We start from the raw sequence: 21,937 nt of genomic DNA on the forward strand, positions 1-21,937 counted from the left end.
GGTGGTCGGGTGAACTTCGGTCCTGGACGGGTGGATTTCACTGCATCACTCGGACGGGTGATCGTGGAATCGTCGTACCCCCCTGTCACCATCGAACCGTGCCCGCGCGCAGGCCCAGCGTCACCGACTGGCGGCTGGTGGTCCAGTCGCGGTTGGACCGCGTCCGGGCGGACCTGGCCACGCTGGGGGTGCCGGACCCGCTCGACCCGGAGGGCACCCAGTGGCGGGTCGTGGCCGAGCAGGAGGCGGCTGTCGTGGAGGACATGGTCACCCGGCGCGAGTCGCGCCGGCGGGAGGTGGCCTCGTGGTGGTCGGGGTGGCACATCGAGCGGGCCTGGCGGTCGCTGCACGAGGCGGAGATCGCGGTGGTCGCGGCGGGCAGCGGGTTCCTCGGGCGGTTGCCGGGGTTGCGGGCGCGGGTCGCGGAGAACCTCGACGACGACGACCCCCGGCGGGTCGCGCTGGAGGAGCTGCGGCCGGGGGAGTTCCCGCTGGTGGTGGAGCGGGAGCTGGTGGTCGACGCGCTGCGGGCCTCGTTCGACAAGTCGGACTTCGCGCACGTCGGGTCGCGCGCGCTGCGCAACAAGCTGATCGCCGCGTCGGTGGTGCTCTTCGCGGTGAACACCCTGCTCGGGGTGATCGGGCTGGTCAGCCCCGGGATGATCCCGATGTGCGTGGGGTCGGAGCGGCTGCCCACGGTGTGCCCGGCCGGCCGGAGCGCGACCGGCGTGGACGTGTGGCTCATCCAGGTGCTGGGCGCGTTCGGGGCGATCCTGTCGGCGGTCGTGCTGCTGCTGCGCCGGCGGCCCAGCCTCTCGCCCTACGTGATGATCGGCTACCAGGCGACCATCAAGATCCTGCTCGGGTCGGCGCTCGCGGTGATCGGCATCCTGGCGCTGGGCGCGGGCGTGACCACGGGCCTCATCGGCGTGGCGTCGCAGGCGGCGCTGCTGCTGTGGGCCGTGATCCTCGGCTACTCGCAGCAGGTGGCGACCCGCCTGCTGGACAGCTACGCGGACCGGGTGATGGACCAGGCTCGCCCGCTGCCCAAGGTGGAGGGGCAGCGGTAGGTCGGGGTCCTCAGCGGCGGCGGGACCGGATGGTGTCGATCACGCCCTGGTCCCAGCGGTGCGTGCGGATGAGGCGGTAGCGCTCGGCGGCCACCCACATGTACGCCTCGGTCTCCGTGCGGTCGCCGACCAGGTCGGCCTGCCGCAGCATCCCGACCACCGGCACGTACTCCTCGGCGTACCAGCGCAGCGCGACCGCCGCGCGGTCCAGGAACGCGCCCTCGTCCTGCATCAGGCGGAACCCCCACGCCTCGACGTGCTCGCCCAGCTCGGCGTAGTCCCACGGGTCGGACAGCAGCACGGCCGCGCGCGCCTCGCCGGCCAGCGGCACGCGTTCCAGGAACAGCCGCCGGTAGTCCTTGACGATCAGGTCGCCCCGGTGGCGGATGCCGTGCGCCGCGATCCGGGTCACCACCTCGGTCACGTACGCGTCGATCACGGTCAACCCGAGCGCGTGCGCGACCGACACCCGGTGGTGGCCGTCCTGGACGAAGTGCAGGTCGCCCACCCGGTAGACCTCGATCGGCGGCACCGCCTCGCCCCGGCGGGCGGCCAGCGCCAGGCGCTGCCAGCGCTCCCGCACGCGCGCGGACGTCGGCCGGAACCGCCGGTCGAAGTCGCGGGTGCGGTCGACGCTGCCCACGATCGAGTCCAGCCGGACGGCCTGCAGCCCGAGCCGGCGCTCGCCGAGCATCCCCAGCGCCTCCACGACCTCGTGGAACGGCAGCATGATGTTGACGTCGTCGGGCTCGCGCCGCAGCCACGCGGCCAGGCGGGACATCACCTGGCCGCGCCGGGCGCGCAGGAAGTCGTTCTCCGCGTCGGCGGCGGGGAACCCGGTGTCGCGGCGCATCAGCCCTCCTCCTCCCGCGCCGGACCGCCCCCGGACACGTCCAGCACCTGGTAGCCCACCACGTTGACCACGCGCGTGCCGCCCAGCAGCCGGTCCGGCCGGGGCACGCCGTGCGGGTGGATGTGGCCGTGCAGCACCAGTGGCGGGCGCAGCCGGCGCACGGCGTCGTGCAGGCACGCGAAGCCCCGGTGCGGCGGGTCGGCCTCGTCGCCGCAGCCCAGCGGCGGCGAGTGGGTGAGCAGCAGGTCGACGGGCCGGCCGTCGCGCAGCCCGCGCCACGCCGCCAGCCGGGCCACCCGGCGCACCCGCCGCGCCTGCTGCCGCTCGGTCCACTGGTTGGGGCCGTCGTTGTAGCGGATGGAGCCGCCCAGCCCGGCGATCCGCAGCCCGGCGACGTCGACCACGCGCCCGTCCGCGTCCACCCCGCCCGCCGGGCCGGGCCAGCGGGCCGGGATGCCGGCCCTCGTCCACAGGCCGCGCACCTTCGAGTAGCCGCTCAGGTCCGGGTCGTGGTTGCCGGGGACGAACACGCACGGCCGGTCCAGCGCCGAGGACAGGAACTCCAGGTAGTCGAACGGCAGGTCGCCGGCCGCGACGACCAGGTCGACGTCGTACCGCCGCACCTGGTCGGTCCACAGCCGCTCGACCACCTCGTCCGCCACCGCGAGCACCTTCGGCACCCGTCGAGCGTAGAGCCGGTGACGGCGCGCGACACCTCGTCGGTGAAAGGGTGAAATGCGGGTTTCGCCCGCTGCCGCGCGGCACGATCCGGACTAGCGTCGCCAGGTGTGCTCGCCGAGATGTTCCTCGACGCGGCTCGCGGCTGTCGGGACCACAGTCCGCTCACCCACACCCTGCTGGTGTCGGCGGCGGCCGACCTGGCGCGCGGCGGGATCACCGCGCGGGTGATGGCGGGCGCGGAGTGCGACCGCAAGGGCACCGTCCCCGGCCTGCGGTTCGCCGGCGCGCTGCACCGGGTGGTGCTGGAGGGCCGCGCGCCCCGGCTGGCCGGGCACTACCCGACGGCGGGCGGGGAACCGCGCCTGGACACCCTGTGGGACGACGTGCTGCCGGTGCTGCACGAGCAGGTGGACGAGCTGCGCGCGCTGGTCAACGCGACCGTCGTGCAGACCAACGAGCCCGGCCGCAACGCCCCGCTGTTCGGCGGCCTCCAGACCGCCGCGCACCTGGTCGCCGACGCGGTCGGCAGGCGCACCACCTTCCCGGTCCGGCTGCTGGAGGTGGGCGCGTCCGGCGGCCTGAACCTGCGCCCGCACCGGATCGCCTACCGGGTGGGCGACGAGGTGTTCGGCGACGTCGGCAGCCCGTTCGCGCTGGACGTGCGGTGGACCGGCCGCCCGGCCGTCGACCTGTCGCACAACCTGCGCCTGGTCCGCCGGTCGGGCTGCGACGTCAACCCGGTGGACGTGTGCACGGAGGACGGGCGGCTGCACCTGTCGTCGTTCGTGTGGGCGGACCAGCGGTGGCGGTGGGAACGCCTCCAGGCCGCGCTGGACCTGGCCCAGCTCGACCCGGTGCCGGTGCAGCGGGCGACCGGGCCGGAGTGGCTGGCCGAGCAGCTCGCCCGGCCGGAGCGGGACGTGCTGACCGTGGTGTGGCACTCGGTGGTGTGGCAGTACGCGTCCCCGGCGGACCGCGCCATGGGCCGGGCGATCCTCGCCGACGCGGCCGGCCGCGCGACGCCGATGGCCCCGCTGGCGCTGCTGGTCTTCGAACCGCGCCGGACCCACGAGACCACCCGCTACGACTTCCAGCTCCTGCTGAAGCTGTGGCCGAGCGGCATCTCGCTGCGCCTGGGCTCCGGGGCCGGGCACGGCATCCCGTTCGCCTGGCACACCGAGCCGTGGGCCTGACCGGGCGCAGCCCTACCGCGACCGGTCCGCGTGCACGCCGAACTTCTCGGCCACGAACCGCCAGAACAGCGGGACCGCCTGGGCGACGGGCACGATGACCCGGTCGTCGTGCCCGGTGGGGGAGCGGTGCTCGATGAGGACGTCGCCGCAGGAGCGGACGCTGCCCACGATGTCGGCGCCGTACCGGATCGCGGGCTCGCGCGCCGCACCCTCGTGGAACCAGGCCGCGATGTCGGCCCAGGGCACCTCGGTGAACGGGGTCTGCCAGGCCCGTGAGCGCATCGTCACGCGGCCGGTATCGGTGGTCGGCGGGGCAACGGGTCAGTGGGCCGGCTGGGTCCACTGTGGACGATCCGGTCGCCGTGGGCGGCGTTGCGCGCCCCACCTCCGCGCCGGAGGTGGGGCGGTGGTCCCCGCTAGTTCCCGGTGGCGATCAGCAGGGTGACCGTGGTCAGCCAGCCGATCAGGAAGGCGAGGATCCAGAACCGGAGGTTGGTGAGCATTCTGGTCATGGTGGGGTCCCGTCGGGTCGGGGTGGTTCGGGGTCACAGCCAGCGGTTCCGACGGAATATTCGGTACAGGGTGAGGCAGGCGACCAGGATGATCGTGATCACCATGGGGTAGCCGTAGCGCCAGTGCAGCTCCGGCATGAAGTCGAAGTTCATCCCGTAGACGCCGACGACCATGGTCGGCACCGAGATGATCGCCACCCAGGACGAGATCTTGCGCATGTCCGAGTTCTGCTGGAGCGTGATCTTGGCGAGCGTCGCGTCCACCAGCGTGGTCAGCAGCTCGTCGAAGTTCATCACCCGCTCCGAGACCTCGGTGAGGTGGTCGTCGACGTCGCGGAAGTACGACCGCACCTGCTCCGGGATCAGCGGCGTGTACCCCTCGGCCAGCCTGCGCAGCGGCACCGCCAGCGGCATCACCGCGCGGCGCAGCTCCAGCACCTCGCGCTTCATCAGGTAGATCTGGTCGGCGCTGATCCGGCTGCGCGGCGCGAACACCAGCGCTTCCATCTGGTCGATGTCGTCCTCGATGTGGTCGGTCACGTCGAGGTAGTTGTCCACCACGTGGTCGGCGATCGAGTACAGCACGGCGGCCGGGCCGACCCGCAGCTTCTCCGCGTCGCCCTCCAGCTCGCGCCGCACCGCCGCCAGGCCGGAGTGGTTGCCGTGCCGGACCGTGACCACGAAGTCCCGGCCGAGGAACACCATGATCTCGCCGCTCTCCACGATCTCGTTGGCCGTGTCGGGGGACGCGTTCTGGACGTACCGCACGGTCTTGAGCACCATGAACAGCGTGTTGTCGTACCGCTCCAGCTTGGGCCGCTGGTGCGCGTGCACGGCGTCCTCGACGGCCAGCTCGTGCAGCCCGAACGTCTCGGCGACGCCCTGGATCTGCTCCTCGTCCGGCTCGTGCAGGCCGATCCACACGAACCCGTCGCCGCGCCGGCGCACCTCGCCCACGGCGTCGGTGTGCGACCACCGGCCGGACAGCCGTTCGCCGTCGACGTACACGCCGCAGTCGACCACGTACGCCGACAGCGGCACGGGGATCGGCACCGCCGGGCGGTCGCGGTCGGGCACGCGGCCTCTCAGGCCGCCGAGCGAGGGCAAGCTGGGCACGGGTCCTCCAGACAGGGGCGTCGACTCGCGTGGGAAGAGATCACGACGGCACGTCCCCGACCGGACAGCGCTGGGCCTAGCTGTGGGAAGCCGACCCTCCGCGGAGGACGCGCGAGGTACTCGCAGGATGGGGGTCGTTACTCATCGGTAGCCCTCACCTCCTCGGGTCGGTCGTCCGTGGCGGTGGAGTCGCTCACAGACCGGTTGCCGAGGGTACTCCTCCCGAGTCCACACTGTCGTCCCGGTCGTGGGGTGCTCCATCACGGGCCCCGGACACGAGCCAACGGAGGCGCGCGGTGCAGTTCGGGCGGTACTACGAGGAGTTCGAGGTCGGCGCGGTCTACAAGCACTGGCCCGGGAAGACGGTCACCGAGTACGACGACCACCTGTTCTGCCTGCTGACGATGAACCACCACCCGCTGCACCTGGACGCGCACTACGCGGCGGAGACCACCGACTTCGGCAAGAACGTGGTGGTGGGCAACTACATCTACTCGCTGCTGCTGGGCATGTCCGTGCCCGACGTGTCGGGCAAGGCGATCGCCAACCTGGAGGTGGAGTCGCTCAGGCACATCAAGCCCACCTTCCACGGCGACACCCTCTACGGTGAGACCGAGGTGCTCGACAAGACCCCGTCGAAGTCCAAGGACGACCGGGGTGTCGTGCACGTCGAGACGCGCGGGTACAAGCAGGACGGGACCGTCGTCTGCGTGTTCCGCCGCAAGGTGATGGTGCCCAAGCGCTCGTACGGCGACAGCCGGGGCGGCGAGCAGCCGGGCCGGCCCGAGCCGAAGCTCGGCTGACGGACGTGGGCGGTGGTGCCCGGTCCGCGCGGACGGCCGCCGGTTCGGATCGACTAGCACGAAGGAGTGACGTGACTGCTCTGGATCTGGTGCAACGGCGACTGTCCCGGTTCGCGGAACGGGAGACCCAGGGGGTCTCGCCGCTCTACGAGCACCTGGCCGTGCGCGCCGCCGACGATCCCGAGGTCGCCGGGCTGCTGACCGCCGCCCCGGAGCACTTCGCGCACGCGACGCTGTTCCTGGCGGCGGCGCACCGCCTGGTGCAGGCCGAGCCGTTCCACGCGCTGACGGACTACTACCCGTCGCTGGGCGGCACGTACGGGGCCGACGAGCGCACCTGGCCGCTGTTCCGGGAGTTCGTGCTGGAGCGGGCGGACCGGATGCGGGAGCTGATCGCCACCCGCTCCACGCAGACCAACGAGGTGCGCCGGGCCGCCCTGCTCTACCCGGCGGTGGCGATGGTCAAGGGCCCGGTCGGGCTGCTGGAGGTCGGCTGCTCGGCCGGGCTGCTGCTGGGCCTGGACCAGTACGGCTACCGGTACCAGACCGAGCAGGCCGGGCAGCTGGTCGCCGGCCCGGCCAAGGCCGCGCTGGGGCTGCACTGCGCGCTGGAGCTGGCCCCCGGCGCGGAGCTGCCCCGCATCCCCAAGTCGGTGAAGGTGGCGGCGAAGGTCGGCCTGGACCGCGCGCCGGCCGACCTGACCGACGAGGACACCTACGCGTGGCTGGAGGCGTGCGTCTGGGCCGACCAGCCCGAGCGCCTGCGGCTGTTCGGGGTGGCCGCCGGGGTGCAGCGCAAGTCGCCGCCGGTGTTCGTCACCGGCGACGCCGTGGACGACCTGGCCGCCGCCGCCGCGCAGGTGCCCTCGGAGCTGCCGCTGGTGGTGGTGACCAGCAGCGTGCTGGCCTACCTGCCGGCGGCCGACTTCGTGCGCGCCCTGCGGGGGCTCGACCGCCCGGTTTGGTGGGTCAGTCACGAGGGGTACTCGGAAGCGCTGGAGCACGTGCTGCCCGGCCGCGACGACCTGGGTGCGGGCGACACCGCGTCCGGCGTGCTCGGCCTGGTCCGGTTCGAGGCCGGGGAGGTGGTGTCGGCCAAGGCGCTCGCCCGGACCGCGCTGCACGGCCAGCGGCTGGTCTGGCTGCCCTGACCGCCTGCTGACCGCCCGTGTCGTCCAGCCACGATCGGGCGAAGTCGATCAGGCCCGGGGGAGTGCTCCCCACGCGTGGAGCGCCTCCCGGAGGCCGTCGACGAGCTGAAGTGTGTCCAAGATCGCAGTGGTCGCCCACCGGGCTTCCGAAGCGTCGTCGCCCGGTCGGAGCACACCCGATCGCACCAGGCAGGCGTAGTCGTGGATGTCGTAGACGCCGTCTGCCGCCGGTCGGGTGACGCGGCCCAGCAGCGGCCCGACCGTCACGCAGAGTCCGGTCTCCTCCAGGACTTCGCGGGTCACGGCCTCGGCATCACCCTCGCCGGGCTCGACTCGTCCGCCCGGTACCGACCACCGTCCCTCACCTGGGGGATTCGCCCTCCGCACGAGTAGTAGTCGCCCGTTCGAGTCATGGACGACACCGCCGACACAGCGGATCAAGGGAGTTCGATCGGAGGTCACGGTGACCGACCGTAGTCACACCGGAACGGCGGTGCAGGCGGCTACCCCAGGTGCGGTACAAAACTCCCAAGGTGCCGCGCTGTGCGGTACAACGGTTTTCACTGGCGCCAAACGGGTGCGGGTAGCGAACGGGGTTGATCACCGTGAATCTGAAGAAGATTCTCACTTTCGCCGGGGTCGGCTTGGTCCTGTTCTTCCTCATCGCGGAGCCGCAGCAGGCGGCTCAGCTCGTCCAGAACGTCCTGGGCACACTGCGGGGAGCCGCTGAGGCGCTCATCACCTTCGTGAAACAATTGTTCTGAGTCGCCCGGCTCGTCCCCCACGGCGAAGGGTCAGGTCCGAGGCATGTTCGCACCGAGGGACCCCGACGAGTACCTGCTCCCCACGGAGCGTCGGGTCATCCGGGTCCGCAGGCACTGGAGCAGTCTGATCTGGGACCTCCTGGAGGCGGCGGCCCTGCTGGCCGGCGCGATGATGATCTCCTACCTGCTGCCCGACAACGCGGGCGTCGTCCAGAACATCCTCTGGTACGCCGCGCTGTTCGTGCTGCTCAGGCTGGCCTACTTCGTCATGGAGTGGTGGGTGGAGCGGATCGTCGTCACCGACAAGAGGTTCATGATCTCGTCGGGGGTCTTCGAGACCAAGGTGGCCATGATGCCGATCAGCAAGGTCACCGACCTCACCTACGAGCGGACCGTGGTCGGGCGCATGTTCGGCTTCGGCACGCTGGTCGTGGAGTCGGCGGGGCAGATCCAGGCCCTCAACCGGATCGAGTACCTGCCGAACCCCGAGGAGGTCTACGACGCCATCTCGGAGTTGACCTTCGGCGACAAGAAGGCGCAGGCCGAGAGGTTCTCGATGATCAAGGCGCAGCGGGCGGCGCGCGGGAAGAAGATGGTCCCGTAGGTCAGACTGGGCGGGTGCGCATCGACCTGCACACCCACTCGACCGAGTCCGACGGCACCGACACGCCCGCGGAGCTGGTGGCCGCCGCGGCGGCCACCGGTCTGTCCGCCGTCGCGCTGACCGACCACGACACCGCCGCCGGCTGGGCGGAGGCAGCCGACGCGCTGCCCCCCGGCCTGCGCCTGGTGCGCGGCGCGGAGCTGTCCTGCGCGTCGGACGACGGTCGAGGCAGGGTCATCACCGTCCACCTGCTCGCCTACCTCTACGACCCGACCTCGCCGGCCCTGGTCGAGGAGCAGCTCCGGCTGCGCTCCGAACGACGCCACCGGCTGCGCCGGATGGCCGTGCGGATGGTGGAGGACGGCTTCCCCGTCGACCCGGACGAGCTGATGGCGTCCATGCCCGCCGACGCACCCGCCGGCCGCCCGCACCTGGCCATGGCGCTCATCCGGGCCGGTGTCGTGTCCAGCGTGGACGAGGCGTTCGCCCGGTACCTGACCGGCGGGCGGTACTACGTGCCGCGCACCGACACGCCGGTCGCGCGCGCCATCGCCATGATCGCCGACGCGGGCGGCGTCACCGTGCTCGCGCACCCCTTCGCCTCCTCCCGGGGGCCGATCGTGTCCGACGCCGTGCTGGCCGACCTCGCCGACCTGGGGCTGGCCGGCGTCGAGGTCGACCACCCCGACCACGACCCGGCGACCCGCGCGCGGCTGCGCGGGCTCGCGGGCGAGCTGGGGCTGCTCACCACGGGGTCGTCGGACTACCACGGCACCAACAAAACCGTGCGCCTGGGCGCGGAGTCCACATCACCCGACGTGCTCGACGCGATCGCCGACCGGGCCACCGGCTGCAAGGTGCTGGTCGGCTAGGCCGACCGCCGAGGGGGCCTGGGCCGTTCGCAGGCAGTTCCCGGGCTGTCGGTCCGCCTCGGTAGTTTGGTCCGGTGCAGGAACAGCTGGGGTTCGACTTCGGCGCGATGCCGAGGAAGCTCGTGCGGGTCACGCCGTCGAAGCTCTCGACGTGGGCGGACTGCCCGCGCCGGTTCCGCATGGCCTACGTCGACCGGCCCGCGCCGCCGCGCGGCGGGGCGTGGGCGCACAACACGCTGGGCGCGGTCGTGCACAACGCGCTCAAGGCGCTGTTCGACCTGCCGCCCGAGCGCCGCACCCCGGACCAGGCCGTGGCCCAGCTCCACCGGCAGTGGAAGAACGAGGGGTTCCGCGACCCCGAGCAGGCCGCCGTCTACCGGGGCCGGGCCGAGGGGTGGGTGCGCGACTACGTCGCCGACCTCGACACCTCCGTCGACCCGGTCGGCATCGAGCGCTGGGTGTCCGCGCCGACCGCGAAGATCGTCGCCGAGGGCCGGGTCGACCGCATCGACCTGCGCGACGGCGAGCTGGTCGTCGTCGACTACAAGACCGGGCGGCACGCGCTGACCGTGGACGACGCCCGGGGCTCCCAGGCGCTGGCGCTCTACGCGCTCGCCGCCCGGCGCACCCTGCGCAAGCCGTGCCACCGGGTGGAGCTGCACCACCTGCCCACCGGTGCCGTCGCGGTGTGGGAGCACACCGAGGAGAGCCTCGCGCGGCACGTGTCGCGGGCCGAGGAGGCGGCCGACGAGATCGGCCTCGCCGCCGACACGCTCGCCGCCGGCGGCGACCCGGAGGTGCTGTACCCGCCCCGCACGGGCAACCAGTGCACCTGGTGCGACTTCCGCCGGAGCTGCCCGGAGGGGCAGCGGGCGGCCCCGACACTCGACCCGTGGGCTCTGCTCGCGCCGTAGGGAGATCCGTGACGAAGGTGGAGGCCGAGCCGCGCGCGCTCAAGGCGTGGCGCGGGGTGGGCGGGTGCGTGGCCGTGGGGCTCGCGCTGCTGGCGCTGGCGCTGATCGGCGTGCAGGTCTACGCGGGGGTGCACGACCTGCCGGGGCCCGGCGTGGACGTCGTGGTGGGGCACGTGGTGGCCGCCGCCGTCGCCGTGGTGGCGCAGGTGGTCGCCGACCGCCGCACGGGCTGGGTGGCCGGGCTGTGCGGCCTGGCGGTGCTCGTGGCCGGCGCGGCGACCCTGTGGTTCTACTGGTGGGCGTGAGCGGGTCCGCCGGGGCTGAGCGGCTCGCGGTGGGCGTGGGCGGTCCCGCCGGGGTCAGGCGCTGAGCCAGGCCCGCCAGGTCGGCAGGAGCGTGGCCAGCAGGGCGTCCGGGGCCTCCGTGTTCGGCGAGTGCAGCACGCCCGCGAGGACGGCGAAGTCGGCGTCCAGGCGCTCGGCCATGTCCCGCTGGCTCGCCGCCGACCAGGCGTCGTCCAGCTCGCCGCACACCACCAGGCACGGCGTGCCGGACGAGCGCAGCAACCGGGCCAGCTTCGCCACCAGGTCGGGCTCCGTGCGCAGCGCGTCGCCCATGCCGAGCAGGCCGGCGGCGGACGAGCGCAGGAACCGCTCCCGGTAGAAGTCCTTGAGCTGCTGCGGCACCAGGGCCCAGCGCGGGTTCAGCGCCGCCCGCACGAGGGTGAACTCGTAGAGCGCCGCGACACCCCGCTCGCGCAGCAGCGGCTCGCCCCGGTCCAGCGCCACCCGGCGCTCGCCCGGCGGCAGCTCGGCCGGCCCGGACGACAGCAGCGTCAACCCGGTGACCGGGGCCTGCGCGAGCACCGCGCCGCGCGCCACCAGACCGCCGTAGGAGTGGCCCAGCAGCAGCACCCGCCGGCCTTCCGAGGCCAGCTTGCCGACCAGCTCCGCCAGCGCGGCGCCCAGCGGACCGGGCCGGTGGTCGGCCTCGGTGGCGGGACCCGGCGACTCGTACTGGCCGGGCAGGTCGATCGCCACGACCTCCAGGCCGGCGTCCGCGATCGGGTCGAGCAGCGGCGCGAAGTCCTCTTTGGACCCGGTGTAGCCGGGCACCAGCAGCACCGTGGCACCTCGGTCGGCCCCGCAGGCGGGCGAGCGCAGCGCGGCGATCGGGCCGAACCGGCCGGGGAGGTCGACGCGTTCCGCGCGGTGCGGGCTGAGCTGCGAGTGCACGTCTCGCAGTGTGCCGCACGACGCGCGGACGCGCGCAGGTGAGCGAACGCGGGTGCCGGCGGCACCCGCCCGCCGGTCAGCGCAGGGCGACCAGCGTGTCGCCGCGCTGCTCCAGCACCACCGGGCCCTCGGTGCCCATCAGCACCGGGCCGGTGTAGCCGCCCCGGTCGACCGGCACGCGGCCGATCTCCTCGCCGGTGACCTGGTCGACCACCTTCAGCGCGTCCTTCACGGGGATCAGCGCGCGGCCCGCCAGCGTCGTGCCCGGCCCCTGGGACTCGGTCGTCCACAGCGGGTTCAGGTCGGCCAGGGACAGCGCGACCGTGCGCGACCCGGTGAACCAGTACACGGCGGCGGTGCTGGTCATCGTGCTGACCACCCGGCCCGGCGGGTCACCCGCCAGCTCCTGCGCGCTCACCTCGACCGGGTACTCCTGGATCAGCCCGCCGGTCTCGGCGTCGAACACGACGAGCTTGCCCGGCACGGCCACCGCGACCCGGTTGGCGGTCACCGCGACCACCCGCGCGCCCTTGGCCCCGATCAGCGCGGTGCTGATCACCTGCGGCTCGTCGGACTTCTCCGGGTTGGGCTTGAGCACCGTGATCCGGTCGGACGGGTCCTGGTGGTAGCAGCGCTCGACCACCGCCGCCTTGCCGCCGGTCACCGCGAACGACCCGTACTGGCAGCCCGGCCGGGGCTGCTTGCCGGAGTTCACGATCGCCCGCAGCGTGCCGTACTCCAGCGACCGCACCAGGTCGTCGCGCCGGTACACCTCGAAGTACGTCTCACCGGTGGCCAGCACGTGCGAGCCCTCGTTGAGCAGGCGGGTGTCCAGCGCGGCGTCGCCGTTGCGCTGCGCGCCGCGCTTGCCGGACGCGGCCTCCAGCGTGGTCAGCTCCGAGCAGTTGGTGTCCTTGCGGTACAGGGCGAACACCCGGCCCCAGGCCGTGCTCACCGTGCACAGCGGCCAGTTGCGGCTGTAGCGCCAGCGGACGTCGCCGGTCAGCGCGTCCCGGCCGAGGACCTCGCCGCCGTCCCCGGTCACCACCACCGAGTCCAGGTGCACCGGCACCTGGGTGGCGGCGCTGGGAGCGCGCCACAGCTCGCCCAGCGACGGCGGCAGCACGGTCACCGGCTGCAGCGGGGTGAACTGGTCCGAGCCGGTCTGCGTCGTGGTGTTGCGGGCGTCGCTGGACACCCACACCAGCAGGCCCGCGACCAGCACCCCGACCACCACGAGCGCCAGGGCGAGGTAGTCGCCCCGCGTCCGCCAGGTCCGGACCGGGCCCACCGGGCCGTCGTCGGTGCCGCCGGGCGCGGGTTCCGCCAGGACGTCTTCGGTGGCGACGGCGGCCGGTCGGTCGGTGTCGGCGGACGGTTCGCCGTCCACCACCACCTGCCCGTTCGACTCCGCCTGTTCCGGCTGGCCCACTGCCCGGCTCCCGATGGGTTCGCTGATGTCTCCGGCCACATGCTGCCGCACGTGGCCGGAGATCCGTGTGAGGCGTCAGTCTGCCGACGGCAGGGCGTCGGGGGAACCTTCCGCCTCGGTTCGCGTGCGGCGCCTGCGGGTGCGGGGGCGCTCGGCGTCCTCCGCGTCCGCGCTCTCCGCCTTGCGCCTGGTCCGGGGACGGGTCGCCGCTTCCTCGGGCTGCGCGTCGGCGGTGGCCTCGGCCGCCTTGCGGGTGCGCGTCCGCTTCGGGGCCTCCGCTGCGGGCTGGTCGGCCGCCTCGCCCGCCTCGGCGGGTGCCGCGGCCTTGCGGGTGCGGGTCCGCTTCGGGGGCGCTTCGGCCGCCGGCTGGTCGGCCGCCGCCGGCGCGGTGCCGGCCGGGGCCTCGGCGGGCTCGGCCTTCTTCCGCGTGCGGGTGCGCTTCGGCGCGGCCTCGGGGACGGTCTCGGTCACCTCGGTGACCGGTACCGCGACCGCCTCGGCGGGCACGTCCGCCGGGATGTCGACCGGTTCGGCCTTCTTGCGGGTCCGGGTCCGCTTGGGCGCGGTCGCCTCGGCCGGGGCGTCGGCGGCGGGTGCCTCCGGCGCGGTCGGGGCGTCGACGGGTGCGCTCCCGGCGTTGGCCTGGGCGGACGTCCCGGCCCGGCTGCGCCGGCGGCTGCGGGTCGGCGCCTCGCCGGCGGGGGCTTCCGCCACGGGTGCCGCGTCCGCCGCTGCGGCGCCCTGCGCCGGGCTGTCCTGGCCCGCGTCGCCTTGCGCGGGGTCGACCTCGGGCGCGGAGCCGTTGGCGGTCGTCACGGCCTCGCCGGACGAGCCGCCACGACGACGCCGGCGGCGCGACCGGGTGGGTTCGGCCGAGCCGGCCTCGCCGTTCGCGGTCCCGCCGTCCTCGACCTGGCCGTTCTCGACCTGGCCGGTGGCGGTCCGGCCGTGCGCAGGGGTCGCCTCGGCGACCTCGCCGTCCGCGACGCCCGCGCGGCTGCGCCGGCGGCGACGGGTCCGGCCGCCGCCGTTCTCGGTGCCGTCCGCGGTCGCCGGGGCCTCGCCGTTGGTGCCGGGGGCACCGCCCGCGCCGCGCTTGCGCCCGCGCTTGCGGGGCTTGCGCTCGCCCTTGAGGTTCTCCTCCGGCTCCGCGTCCAGGCCCGCGCGGGTGCGCAGGCCCAGCGGCAGCCGGCCGGTCGAGCCCGCCGGGATGTCCAGCTCGGCGAACAGGTGGTCGGACGTCGAGTACGTCTCCACCGGCTCCGGCTTGCCCAGGTCGAGCGCGTCGCTGATCATCTTCCAGCGCGGCATCTCGTCCCAGTCCACCAGCGTGACGGCGACGCCCGTGCGACCCGCGCGACCGGTCCGGCCGATGCGGTGCACGTAGGTCTTCTCGTCCTCCGGGCACTGGTAGTTGATCACGTGCGTGACGCCCTCGACGTCGATGCCGCGCGCGGCCACGTCCGTCGCCACCAGCACGTCGATCTTGCCGCTGCGGAACGCCCGCAGCGCCTGCTCACGTGCGCCCTGCCCCAGGTCGCCGTGCACGGCGGCGGCGGCGAACCCGCGCTCGACCATCTCGTCCGCGACCTTCTGCGCGGTGCGCTTGGTGCGGGTGAAGATCATGCACAGGCCGCGCTCGCGGGCCTGCAACGCGCGCGCCAGCAGCTCGGTCTTGTCCAGCGCGTGCGCCCGGTAGACGAACTGCTCGGTGCGCTCGTGGATCGCGCCCGCGTCGTTCTCCTCGGCGCGCACGTGCGTGGGCTGGTTCAGGAACGTGCGGGCCAGCGTGATGATCGGCCCCGGCATGGTCGCCGAGAACAGCATCGTCTGGCGCTCGTCGGGCACCATGCGCAGGATGCGCTCGATGTCCGGCAGGAAGCCCAGGTCCAGCATCTCGTCGGCCTCGTCCAGCACCAGCCCGCGCACCTTGCCCAGCACCAGGTGGCGCTGCTCGGCCAGGTCGAGCAGCCGGCCCGGCGTGCCCACGACCAGGTCGACGCCCTTGCGCAGGGCGTTGATCTGCGGCTCGTAGGGCCGGCCGCCGTAGATGGCCAGCACCCGCACGCCCAGGTGCTTGGCGGCGTCGGTGAGGTCGTGGGTGACCTGGAGGCACAGCTCACGGGTCGGCACGACGACCAGCGCCTGCGGCGTGCCGTCGCCCGGCACGGTGACGCGCTGGAGCAGCGGCACGCCGAACCCCAGGGTCTTGCCGGTGCCGGTGCGGGCCTGCCCGATGACGTCGTCGCCGGCCAGCGCCAGCGGCAGCGTCAGCTCCTGGATGGCGAACGCGCGCTCGATGCCCGCCTCGGCCAGCGCGCGGACGATCTCGGCGCGCACGCCCAGCTCGGCGAACGTGGGGGAGTCGGACCGGACCGGCGCGTTGGCGACCAGCGGGTGCGAGGTGTCCACGTCGGGGACCCCGCGCTCGCTGTGCTCCAACGCCACCGCGTCCAGATGGGTCTCTTCGTTTGTCGCGGTCAGGATGATCGCCTCTCTCGTACCAGCGCGCACGGCCTGTACGGGCCACTCGACCGCGCCCACCGCCGCGCGGCCGTGGGGACGGCCGGGCGTGTGGCGCGGGAGGGCCTGCGAGGTATGCGCGCACCCTCTCCTGGCGGCACGGTGCCGCCGTAGTCGGCTCTCGGCACCGCTGCGAGCCCCTGGTGGGCCGCGCCGCGCCGGGCGTCGGGTGACCACTCTACCTCCCGACTAGGCCGTTCGGGGTGGAACGGGCCGGGTCGCTGCGGAGTCGCGTGCCTGGGGTGTTGCGAAGACCACCCGACTAGGCTCGCGCCATGGGTGACGGAGCGGTGGAGTCCGGCCAGGTGGCCGAAGGCGTGGTCGACCTGCTCGGCGCGCTGGCCTACGGCGAGCTGTCGGCGTTCGACCGGTTGGCGGAGGACGCGCGGACCGCGCCGACGCTGGCCGGGCGGGCCGACCTGTCCGCGATGGCGGCGGCGGAGATCGGCCACTTCACGCTGATCGAGCGCTACCTGGCCGACCACGGCCACGTGCTGGAGGACGCCATGAGCCCGTTCGTGGCGGGCTTCGACGCCTTCCACGCCTCGACCGCGCCCAAGTCGTGGCACGAGTCGCTGGTCAAGGCGTACGTCGGCGACGGCCTGGCGGCGGACTTCTACCGCGAGGTCGCGCAGTGGCTGGACGAGCCGACCGGGGAGCTGGTGCTCGCGGTGCTGGCCGACACGGGCCACTCGGCGTTCGCCGAGCGCGAAGTCCGCGCGGCCTGCGAGGCGGACCCGAAGATCAAGGACCGGCTCACGCTGTGGGGCCGCCGGCTGCTCGGCGAGGCGTTGACGCAGGCCCAGTACGTGGTGGCGGAGCGCGACCCGCTCGCCGAGCTGATCGTGCGCGGCTCCGGCGACCTCGCCGGCATCGCCGGGCTGTTCCGGCGGCTCCAGCAGAGCCACACGCGGCGCATGACGGCGCTCGGGCTCGGCTAGGGTTGATTTCGAAGGTTGTCTGACCGCTGGTTCGGGCGGTCAACGCGTGTACGGAGGTCAGCGTGGAGGTCAGGGTCGGCGTCGCGGACAGTCCGCGTGAGCTCGTGGTGTCGAGCTCTCTGTCCCCCGATGAGGTCGAATCGCAGGTCGCGGACGCGCTGAGGGCGGGCAGCGGCCACCTGACGCTGGTCGACCAGAAGGGTGCCCGCTACGTGGTGCCCGCGAGCCGCATCGCGTACGTGGAGATCGGTCCGAGCGACTCGCGCAAGGTCGGCTTCACGGCGTAGGACCTCGGTCCCGTCGAGGGATCGGCAGAGCTGACGGCAGGGGCGTCCCGCTCGCGGGACGCCCCTTCGTCGTGCCCGGCCGGGCCGGGTCAGATCGCCTCGGACGGCTCCGGCGGCGGGACGGTGAACGGGGGCGTGCTCGTGCCGGCCACCCGGTAGCGCCGCCACGGGTCGGGGTCGGTCAGCGCGCCGGTCGCCGAACCGCCCGGCGTGCGCAGCAGCGCGGTCCGCGCGCCCGCCTCCACCAGTTCGGTGACCCGGTCGTCCGCCGCGACCCGGCCGTACCAGTGGTACCGCCCGTCGATGGGCTGGAAGTACCCCCGCAGCTCGACCCGCACCGGGACCTCGCGCCGGCCGAACACCAGCACCGCCTCCCCGGTGTACCCGTCCTCGTCGTGCTCTCCGGACATCAGCCCTCCTCGCCGTTGACGAGCCGCAGCCGCGCGGTCTCCTCGGTGAAATCGGTGGCCAGCGGTGCGTCCGGGTCGAGCGCGACGCCCGCCGACCGGAGCAGGCCGTCGATGGCGTGCCAGATGATCGTGGCCAGGTAGTCGCTCAGGCTCGCCCGGGTCATGGACTGGCGGTCCAGCCACCAGTCGCCGGCGTTCTGGACCATGCCGACCAGGGCGTGCGCCCACGGCTCCGCCCCGCCGGAGTCCATGTCGAACGCGCGCAGGTAGTCGCCCAGCAGGCGGGCCAGCGCGGCGGCGATGAGCTGCTTGTCCTCGTGCACGACGTCCTGCTCGACCGGGCGGTCGGTGAACGACTTGCGCACCACGAACCGGTACAGGTTCGGGTTCTCCTCGATGACCGACAGGTAGGCGTCGACGATGCCCCGGATCCGGGCGCGGATCGGCCCCTCGTGGGTGATCGCCGGCACCATCCGGTCCATCAGCAGCTCCGTGCCGCGCTGCCCGACCGCCAGGTAGAGGTCGGACTTGTCGGCGAAGTGCCGGTACAGCACGGGTTTGCTCACGCCCGCCGCCGCCGCGATCTCGTCCATGCCGACATCGGGGCCGTGCGCGGCCACGGCGCGGATCGTCGCCTCGACGAACTCCGCGCGACGCGCCTCGCGGTGCCCCTTCCAGCGCTCCCGGCGCGCGTCCGTCCCGCCCTTGACAGTTCGAGCCATGTGACGCACGCTACCAGAAGTAACTGTTACCTCAAGTCGCAGATAAACCCGGTGACCGCGCACGACCGGTGGCCGCGAGCACCCCACCCGGGGAGGGACCCGATGACGAGGACCGCGAAGGTCGCCGACCGCGAGAAGACCGCCGAGCGGCTGCTCAACTCCTCGGCGGACAAGTTCTACGACCCGGAGGTGGACATCGACTGGTCCGCGCCCCTGGTCGACGGCCTGCGGTACACCCCCGAGCACCGGTGCTCGCTCTACGGCACCGAGCTGTGGGACCGGATGACGCCCGAGCAGCGGATCGACCTGTCCCGGCACGAGGTCGCCAGCGTGGCCAGCGTCGGCCTGTGGTTCGAGATCCTGCTGATGCAGATGCTGCTCAAGGAGGTCTACCGGTCCGACCCGACGACCAAGCACGCGCAGTACGCGCTGACCGAGGTCGCCGACGAGTGCCGGCACTCCACCATGTTCGCCCGGATGGTCGAGCGCATCGGCTGCCCGCCCTACGGCCCGCGCCGGTACACCTACCAGCTCGGCAAGCTGCTCCCGGTGATCGGCTACGGCCCCGCCCTGTACGGCTCGATCCTGGTCGCCGAGGAGATCCTCGACCGGATGCAGCGCGAGACCATGGCCGACGAGACCGTGCAGCCGCTGGTGCGCATGGTCAACCGGATCCACGTGCTGGAGGAGGCGCGGCACGTCCGGTTCGCCCGCGAGGAGGTCGTGCGCGGCGTGGAGACCCTCACCCGGAAGGAACTGCCCTACCAGCGCTGGCTGATCGCCACCACGTCGATGTTCATCACCCGGTCGCTCATCAACCCGGAGGTGTACGCGGCGGTGGGCCTGGACAAGGAGGAGGCGCACCGGGCGGCGCTGGGCAACCCGAACTGGCAGGAGACGATCCGGTGGTCCGGCGAGCGCATCATGAAGTTCCTGGACGAGCACGGACTGGTCGGGAAGCCGGGGATGCGGGCATGGCGCCGCTCGTTCCTCCTCGGGTGAGCGCGCCCTGGGCGCCGGACCACCGGTTCGTGGCCTCCGACGGGACGGCGCTGCACGTCGTGGACAGCGGTCCGCGCGACGCCGGGGTGACCACCGTGCTCGTGCACGGCTGGACCCTGGACCACACGTCGTGGGACGAGGTGGCCCCGGCCCTGCCCGGCCGGGTGCTCCGCTACGACCACCGGGGGCACGGCGGATCTGCGGCGTCCTCGGCGGAGACGTCCACGATCGAGCGGTGCGCGGACGACCTGGCCGAGCTGCTCGCGGCCCGGGTGCCCACCGGGCGCGTCGTGCTCGCGGGCCACTCGATGGGCGGGATGACGATCATGGCGCTGGCCGAGCGGCACCCCGCGCTGCTCGACCGCGTCGCCGGGGTCGTCCTGGTCGCCACGTCGTCGGGCGGGCTGTCCGGCTCGACGCTCGGGCTGCCGGGCGTGTGGGGCCATGCCTTCCTGGCCGGCGAGCGCGCCTCGAACCGGCAGCTCGCCCGCCTGCGCCGACCGCAGTTGTTGCAGCGCACCGGCGTCCTGCGCCCCGGCCTGCGGTGGCTGCTGTTCGGCCGGCAGCCGCTGTGGCGCGACGTGGCGTCCACGGCGGTCATGGTGGGCCGGTGCAACCCGGTGGCCATGGTGGCGTTCCGGGGTTCCCTGGACGCCCACGACCGGGTGAGGTCGCTGAAGCGGTTCGCGGGCATCCCGGCGGTGGTCCTGGCCGGCGGGGCCGACCGGCTCACCCCGGCCGGGCACGCGCGGACCATCGCCGACGAGATGACCGACGCCGAACTGGTGGTCTACCCGGGCGCGGGGCACATGCTGCCCCTGGAGCGGTCAACCGAGGTCACCGCACACATCGTCGCACTCCTGTGACAGCTCCAGCCCTGTCCCACCGACGCACCACCACGCGAGGCCGCGTCCTACCGACGCACCACCACGCGAGGCCGCGTCGGTAGGTCGAGTCTCATTTGCCGTCGACCGAGCCGAAGGCCCGATCGACGGGAAATCAGGCTCGACCTGCCGACTTGAAGCGGCCGAGCCCGCCGCGCTGGAGGCGCGGCAATTCAATTCTGGAGGGGGAAGCCGCCGCCGATGCCCCGCCAGGCGAGGGTCGAGATCAGGGCCACCGCGTCCTCCTTCGGGACCTGGCGGTCGTCGGCCAGCCACGCACGGGCGGTGACCTGGGACAAGCCCACCAGGCCGACCGCGAGCAGCTTGGCGCGGTGCTCGTCCAGGCCGGTGTCGGCGGTGATCGTCTCGGTGATCGCCTCCACGGTCTCGGTCGTCGCCCGCTCCACGGCCTGCGCCACCGCCGGCTCGCTGCGCAGGTCGGACTCGAAGACCATCCGGAACGCCTGGCCCTCGCCGTCCACGAAGTCGTAGAACGCGCCGACGGTCGCCTTCACCCGCTGCTTGTTGTCCGAGGTGGAGTCCAGCGCGTCGCGCACGCGGCCCACCAGTTCGTCCACGTGGGACTCCAGCAGCGCCATGTACAGCTCCAGCTTGCCGGGGAAGTGCTGGTAGAGCACCGGCTTGCTGACGCCCGCGCGCTCGGCGATCTCGTCCATCGCGGCGGCGTGGTAGCCGTTGGTCACGAACACGTCCTGCGCCGCGGCCAGCAACTGGGCACGCCGGGCGGTGCGTGGGAGGCGGACCCCCCGTCCCGCGCCGCCGTTGTGCCCGACCGTGGTCTGGGCCGTCTCCGTCATGGTGCCTCCAGCCAACCTGTCCATCGCGGAACCGGCAAGGGGTGACCCCGCCGGCTCGTCGGCAACCTTACTCGCTGGTAGCAGCGTCCTGGGAAAGCTTCTCGTTTCGTAGGACGCCCGGGAAGGCATCCTGGAGCAATGACCGAGACCCTGGAGGCGAGCAGACCCGCCATCACCCACGTGCCCCTGTCCGCCGCGCCGCTACCTCCGGTGGACACAACGAGCGCGCCCTGGCCTGGTGACTACGTCGAGGTGGCCGGGCACACCGTGCACGTCCGGCGCACGCCCGGCCCGGCCGGCGCGACCGCCGTCTACGTGCACGGCCTGGGCGGTTCGGCGACGAACTGGACCGACCTGGCCGGCCAGCTGTCCGGGCACGTCGCCGGGCACGCGCTGGACCTGCCGGGCTTCGGCCGCTCCGAGCCGATCCCCGGCTACACGTTCAGCATGACCACGCACGCGGAGGTGGTGGCCGGGTTCGTCGAGTCCCTCGGCGTCGGCCCGGTGCACCTGTTCGGCAACTCCATGGGCGGCGCGATCTCGCTGATCACCGCCGCGACCCGGCCCGACCTGGTGCGCTCGCTGACCCTGGTCTCACCCGCCGTGCCCGACCTGCGGCCCAGCCTGCGCCGGGTGTCCGACCCCCGGCTGCCGCTGGCGTTCCTGCCGGTCGTCGGCGCGCGCGTGCGCCGACGACTGGCGCTGACAACACCCCGCGCGCGGACCGAGCAGATGTTGCGGCTGTGCTTCGCGGACCCGTCGACGGTGCCGGACGTGCGGATCGAGCAGTCCGTGGAGGAGTACGCGGAGCGGTCCGCACAGCCGTGGGCGGGCGACGCGCTGGGGCGCAGCACGGTGGAGCTGATCCGGTCGTGGCTGGTGCCCAGGTCCCGGTCGATGTGGCTGCTGCCGCCCCGGGTCACCGCGCCCTCGCTGGTGGTGTGGGGCACCGACGACCGGCTGGTCAGCGCCCGCAAGGCGCCCCGGGTCGCCCGGCTGCTGCCGCGCGGGCGGCTGCTCGTGCTGCCCCGCACCGGCCACGTCGCCCAGATGGAGCGCCCGGAGTCGGTGGCGCGAGCGGTGCTGGGCATGTGGGAGTCCGGGGATGCCTGGTAGACCCGTGCGGCGCGGTGGCCGGGCCCCCGCGCGC

Annotated in this window: 25 protein-coding genes; 14 read left to right on the forward strand and 11 right to left on the reverse strand. The window is 73.4% G+C overall.

Going from position 1 to position 21,937, the window contains the following annotated elements; all coding sequences use genetic code 11:
• The first annotated feature begins 98 nt into the window (after window positions 1–98).
• A complete protein-coding gene (locus AB0I60_RS31400; protein ID WP_360736146.1) occupies window positions 99–1,070 on the forward strand; it encodes a hypothetical protein in 972 nt (323 codons plus the stop codon).
• A 10-nt stretch (window positions 1,071–1,080) separates the two neighbouring features.
• On the opposite strand, the gene AB0I60_RS31405 is transcribed toward AB0I60_RS31400, so the two are convergent.
• Window positions 1,081–1,923 (reverse strand): chromosome partitioning protein ParB, encoded by an 843-nt coding sequence (locus AB0I60_RS31405; protein ID WP_360736148.1) that lies wholly within the window; start codon window positions 1,921–1,923, stop codon window positions 1,081–1,083.
• Complete coding sequence (locus AB0I60_RS31410) at window positions 1,923–2,603, reverse strand: metallophosphoesterase (protein ID WP_360736149.1); 681 nt, start codon at window positions 2,601–2,603, stop codon at window positions 1,923–1,925. Before AB0I60_RS31410 ends, AB0I60_RS31405 begins: the two co-directional genes overlap by 1 nt.
• 108 nt (window positions 2,604–2,711) lie before the next feature.
• On the opposite strand from AB0I60_RS31410, the gene AB0I60_RS31415 reads away from it, so the two are divergent.
• Window positions 2,712–3,797 (forward strand): DUF2332 domain-containing protein, encoded by a 1,086-nt coding sequence (locus AB0I60_RS31415; protein ID WP_360736151.1) that lies wholly within the window; start codon window positions 2,712–2,714, stop codon window positions 3,795–3,797.
• 12 nt (window positions 3,798–3,809) lie between these two features.
• Here AB0I60_RS31415 and AB0I60_RS31420 read toward each other — a convergent pair whose 3' ends face one another.
• Together AB0I60_RS31420 and corA are read right to left on the reverse strand one after the other, a co-directional pair.
• A complete protein-coding gene (locus AB0I60_RS31420; RefSeq protein WP_360736154.1) occupies window positions 3,810–4,085 on the reverse strand; it encodes a hypothetical protein in 276 nt (91 codons plus the stop codon).
• Window positions 4,086–4,342: 257 nt separating this feature from the next.
• Complete coding sequence (corA, locus tag AB0I60_RS31425; protein ID WP_360736156.1) at window positions 4,343–5,425, reverse strand: magnesium/cobalt transporter CorA; 1,083 nt, start codon at window positions 5,423–5,425, stop codon at window positions 4,343–4,345.
• A gap of 296 nt (window positions 5,426–5,721) precedes the next feature.
• Between corA and AB0I60_RS31430 the strand changes: the two genes are divergently transcribed.
• Complete coding sequence (locus AB0I60_RS31430) at window positions 5,722–6,228, forward strand: MaoC family dehydratase (RefSeq protein WP_360736159.1); 507 nt, start codon at window positions 5,722–5,724, stop codon at window positions 6,226–6,228.
• Between the two features lie 71 nt (window positions 6,229–6,299).
• On the forward strand, window positions 6,300–7,379 hold the full coding sequence (locus AB0I60_RS31435; RefSeq protein ID WP_360736161.1) for a DUF2332 domain-containing protein: 1,080 nt from the start codon (window positions 6,300–6,302) through the stop codon (window positions 7,377–7,379).
• 48 nt (window positions 7,380–7,427) lie between these two features.
• On the opposite strand, the gene AB0I60_RS31440 is transcribed toward AB0I60_RS31435, so the two are convergent.
• Window positions 7,428–7,841 carry an NUDIX domain-containing protein gene (locus tag AB0I60_RS31440; RefSeq protein WP_360736163.1) on the reverse strand — a complete coding sequence of 138 codons (414 nt, stop codon included), beginning with the start codon at window positions 7,839–7,841 and terminating at the stop codon, window positions 7,428–7,430.
• A gap of 143 nt (window positions 7,842–7,984) precedes the next feature.
• Here AB0I60_RS31440 and AB0I60_RS31445 point away from each other — a divergent pair, with 143 nt between their 5' ends.
• From AB0I60_RS31445 to AB0I60_RS31465, 5 genes are all read left to right on the forward strand, one after another.
• Complete coding sequence (locus tag AB0I60_RS31445) at window positions 7,985–8,143, forward strand: hypothetical protein (RefSeq protein ID WP_360736165.1); 159 nt, start codon at window positions 7,985–7,987, stop codon at window positions 8,141–8,143.
• Window positions 8,144–8,186: 43 nt separating this feature from the next.
• Window positions 8,187–8,747, forward strand: coding sequence for a PH domain-containing protein (locus AB0I60_RS31450; protein WP_360736168.1), 561 nt, complete (start codon window positions 8,187–8,189; stop codon window positions 8,745–8,747).
• A gap of 14 nt (window positions 8,748–8,761) precedes the next feature.
• On the forward strand, window positions 8,762–9,619 hold the full coding sequence (locus tag AB0I60_RS31455) for a PHP domain-containing protein (RefSeq protein ID WP_360736170.1): 858 nt from the start codon (window positions 8,762–8,764) through the stop codon (window positions 9,617–9,619).
• 74 nt (window positions 9,620–9,693) lie between these two features.
• Window positions 9,694–10,533: a PD-(D/E)XK nuclease family protein gene (locus tag AB0I60_RS31460; RefSeq protein WP_360736173.1), complete on the forward strand. Its 840-nt coding sequence runs from the start codon at window positions 9,694–9,696 to the stop codon at window positions 10,531–10,533.
• A gap of 8 nt (window positions 10,534–10,541) precedes the next feature.
• Window positions 10,542–10,838 (forward strand): hypothetical protein, encoded by a 297-nt coding sequence (locus AB0I60_RS31465; protein ID WP_360736176.1) that lies wholly within the window; start codon window positions 10,542–10,544, stop codon window positions 10,836–10,838.
• A 54-nt stretch (window positions 10,839–10,892) separates the two neighbouring features.
• Here the strand turns inward: AB0I60_RS31465 and AB0I60_RS31470 are convergent, their stop codons facing one another.
• The 3 genes from AB0I60_RS31470 to AB0I60_RS31480 all read right to left on the reverse strand — a co-directional run bounded on the left by AB0I60_RS31470 (window position 10,893) and on the right by AB0I60_RS31480 (window position 15,714).
• Entirely contained in the window at window positions 10,893–11,768 is an 876-nt protein-coding gene (locus tag AB0I60_RS31470; RefSeq protein ID WP_360736178.1) for an alpha/beta hydrolase, read from the reverse strand.
• Window positions 11,769–11,844: 76 nt separating this feature from the next.
• Window positions 11,845–13,200, reverse strand: a complete 1,356-nt coding sequence (locus tag AB0I60_RS31475) for a PQQ-binding-like beta-propeller repeat protein (protein WP_360736181.1) — start codon at window positions 13,198–13,200, stop codon at window positions 11,845–11,847.
• Between the two features lie 75 nt (window positions 13,201–13,275).
• Window positions 13,276–15,714: a DEAD/DEAH box helicase gene (locus AB0I60_RS31480; protein ID WP_360736183.1), complete on the reverse strand. Its 2,439-nt coding sequence runs from the start codon at window positions 15,712–15,714 to the stop codon at window positions 13,276–13,278.
• 284 nt (window positions 15,715–15,998) lie between these two features.
• Between AB0I60_RS31480 and AB0I60_RS31485 the strand changes: the two genes are divergently transcribed.
• Window positions 15,999–16,664 (forward strand): ferritin-like fold-containing protein, encoded by a 666-nt coding sequence (locus tag AB0I60_RS31485; protein WP_360736186.1) that lies wholly within the window; start codon window positions 15,999–16,001, stop codon window positions 16,662–16,664.
• 62 nt (window positions 16,665–16,726) lie between these two features.
• Entirely contained in the window at window positions 16,727–16,951 is a 225-nt protein-coding gene (locus AB0I60_RS31490) for a DUF3107 domain-containing protein (RefSeq protein WP_015098363.1), read from the forward strand.
• Window positions 16,952–17,040: 89 nt separating this feature from the next.
• Here the strand turns inward: AB0I60_RS31490 and AB0I60_RS31495 are convergent, their stop codons facing one another.
• Together AB0I60_RS31495 and AB0I60_RS31500 are read right to left on the reverse strand one after the other, a co-directional pair.
• Entirely contained in the window at window positions 17,041–17,361 is a 321-nt protein-coding gene (locus AB0I60_RS31495; protein WP_360736190.1) for a DUF4873 domain-containing protein, read from the reverse strand.
• Window positions 17,361–18,083 carry a TetR/AcrR family transcriptional regulator gene (locus tag AB0I60_RS31500; protein WP_360736193.1) on the reverse strand — a complete coding sequence of 241 codons (723 nt, stop codon included), beginning with the start codon at window positions 18,081–18,083 and terminating at the stop codon, window positions 17,361–17,363. The genes AB0I60_RS31495 and AB0I60_RS31500 overlap by 1 nt, the downstream gene beginning before the upstream one ends.
• A 102-nt stretch (window positions 18,084–18,185) precedes the next feature.
• On the opposite strand from AB0I60_RS31500, the gene AB0I60_RS31505 reads away from it, so the two are divergent.
• Both AB0I60_RS31505 and AB0I60_RS31510 read left to right on the forward strand, forming a co-directional pair.
• Window positions 18,186–19,085: a diiron oxygenase gene (locus tag AB0I60_RS31505; RefSeq protein WP_360736195.1), complete on the forward strand. Its 900-nt coding sequence runs from the start codon at window positions 18,186–18,188 to the stop codon at window positions 19,083–19,085.
• Window positions 19,058–19,951, forward strand: a complete 894-nt coding sequence (locus tag AB0I60_RS31510; protein WP_360736197.1) for an alpha/beta hydrolase — start codon at window positions 19,058–19,060, stop codon at window positions 19,949–19,951. The genes AB0I60_RS31505 and AB0I60_RS31510 overlap by 28 nt, the downstream gene beginning before the upstream one ends.
• A 191-nt stretch (window positions 19,952–20,142) precedes the next feature.
• Here the strand turns inward: AB0I60_RS31510 and AB0I60_RS31515 are convergent, their stop codons facing one another.
• Window positions 20,143–20,787, reverse strand: a complete 645-nt coding sequence (locus AB0I60_RS31515) for a TetR/AcrR family transcriptional regulator (protein WP_360736199.1) — start codon at window positions 20,785–20,787, stop codon at window positions 20,143–20,145.
• Window positions 20,788–20,925: 138 nt separating this feature from the next.
• On the opposite strand from AB0I60_RS31515, the gene AB0I60_RS31520 reads away from it, so the two are divergent.
• A complete protein-coding gene (locus AB0I60_RS31520; RefSeq protein WP_360736202.1) occupies window positions 20,926–21,903 on the forward strand; it encodes an alpha/beta fold hydrolase in 978 nt (325 codons plus the stop codon).
• The last annotated feature ends 34 nt before the right edge of the window (window positions 21,904–21,937 follow it).

It is taken from the genome of Actinosynnema sp. NPDC050436 (assembly GCF_040655415.1).
In the GTDB taxonomy this organism is placed as follows: domain Bacteria; phylum Actinomycetota; class Actinomycetes; order Mycobacteriales; family Pseudonocardiaceae; genus Actinosynnema.